1 protein-coding gene is annotated in these 2192 nt (G+C 61.5%); it reads right to left on the reverse strand.

Annotated elements, in window-relative coordinates:
• Positions 1-31: 31 nt before the first annotated feature.
• A partial coding sequence (locus EN914_RS32895; protein ID WP_245497899.1) for a peptidase domain-containing ABC transporter occupies positions 32-2192 on the reverse strand: 2161 nt, incomplete at its 5' end.

The raw sequence follows: 2192 nt of genomic DNA on the forward strand, positions 1-2192 counted from the left end.
GACAGGCTCATGGGCGCCCCGAAGCCGATGCTCACACAAGTCTCGGCGGCACAGCGGCCAGACGAGCTTGGCGATTGTCAAGATGCCGGTTCTGCTGCATCCAAAGCTGGCGGTAGAGCGCACATCGTTCGAGCAGGGTCGCATGCGGCGCGACATCGAGGACCTGGCCCTGATCCATGACCAGGATCTGGTCGCATTCGGTCAGCGAGGAAAGCCGGTGCGAAACAATAATCATCGTGCGGCCCCTGGCGATGCGCATGAGATTGGCGCTGACCACCGCCTCGCTCTCCGGGTCAAGCGCGCTGGTCGCCTCGTCAAGGATCATGACGGTCGGATCGTGGATGAGCGCGCGCGCAATCGCCAGCCGCTGCTTTTGACCACCCGACAGGTTGGGCGAACCTTCCTCAATATAGGTGTCATAGCCGTTGGGCATGCGTTCGATGAATTCTTCGGCGCCGGCAAGGTGAGCGGCTCGCATGGCGTCGGAAAGGGTCAGGCCGGGGCGCCCGGCGATGATGTTGTCTCGAATGGACCCGCGGAAAAGGAAATTGTCCTGGAGGACCACGCCGAGCCCCTGGCGAAGGTGACGCAGGTTGATTTCCTTGAGGTCGACGCCATCCAGCTTGAGAAAACCGCTGTAATCGCGATTGATCCCCTGCAGAAGCCGCGCAATTGTCGATTTCCCTGAACCGCTGCGCCCGACGATGCCGAACATCGTCCCTGCTGGAATGTCGAAGTTGACCCGGTCAAGCGCTGGCGTGTTGGTGCCGATGTAGGTGAAGGTCAGATCACGGAAACTGATCTCGCCAACGAGCTTCGGCCTCAGGCCTGTGGAATTCGAACTGCTTTCCAGGGGTCGGTTGAGGACGGATCCTGCCTCGCTGATTGCCGCCCCTACCTCCTCGAAGTCCTCGACCAGTCGAGCAAGACCGACGAGAGGCTGTGCGACGCGTTGGGCGATCATCATGAATGCGAACAAGCTGCCGACCATGTAGCCAGACGTGTCGCTCATCGCCAGATAAGCTCCGATCAGCATGGTGCCGAGGACCATCGCACGCTCGATTGGCGTGACAAGCGTTTGCGGCCAGTTGGCAAGCTGCCCGAAGGCAAGGCGCGCCCTGCCCGCTTCCGCCACCCGCTCGTCCCAAAGCGCCCTGCGTTGCGGTTCGAGACCGAGCGCCTTCACCGTCTTGATGCCGACGACGGTTTCGCCGAGCGCCGCCGCCTTCCAGGTCTCGGCATCGACCACTTGCTGGTAGCGGCGGCGCAACGGCGCGAGAAAGGCGAAGATGATCAACATAATCACGCCCGCGCAGGCAAGCACCATCCAGCCCAGCGTGGCGTTGATATAGAACATCACCGGGATCAGCACGCAGAGCGTGATCAGATCCAGGAACGTGCTGAGGAGTTTTCCGGTCAGGAATTCGCGGATGCGATAGATCTGCGCGAGATGGTACATCGTCTCGCCGGCCGGATGACGCTCGAAATAATCAAGTGGCAGACGCAGGAGCCTGCTGAAAACATGCAAGTTCAGTTTGGTATCCAGGCGGGCGCCGACGACGTTGATGATCAGCCGTCGGGCGTGACCGAGGAGCGTCTCGTAAACGAACAGGACGGCAATTGTGGCCGACAGGAGCACGAGGGTTGAAACGCTGTTGAACTGCAGCACCTTGTTGACCAGCGTCATGACCATGAGAGGCGGCAGAACGGTAAGGAGGCTGAGCGTGAACGAGGCGATACCGATGTCACGCATAGAACGGCTTTCGAACCGTACCAGGTCGATCAACCAACCGAGGGTGAAAGGCGCATCGGCCGCGATATAGGATCGCGCTGGACGCAACAGCACGGCCTCACCCGCCCACACCTGCGACAGCCGCAACTCGTCGATGGCGATGGCTTCGGCATCCTCGGGCGCGTCCGCACTTTTGAGGAAGACGACATTCCGCTCTGGACTGGCCCCGGTGAGGAGACCTGCGCCACCGTCATTGAACAGCAGGACGACCGGTCCCGTGTGCTCGAAGCGCAGAAGATGCGACCAGCGGATGCGAAGCGCACGCGACCACATGCCGCCGTTCTGGGCCCATTGCGAGAGATCGGTCGCGTTTGGAACCGGGCTTGCGCTCGCCACCCTGAACTCGTTCGGGTCGAGTTCGACGCCATGATAGCGGGCGACGCGTAGCACCGCCTTGAGG

Origin of the sequence: Mesorhizobium sp. M7A.F.Ca.CA.001.08.2.1 (genome assembly GCF_003998455.1) — a bacterium.
Lineage (GTDB): Bacteria > Pseudomonadota > Alphaproteobacteria > Rhizobiales > Rhizobiaceae > Mesorhizobium > Mesorhizobium ciceri.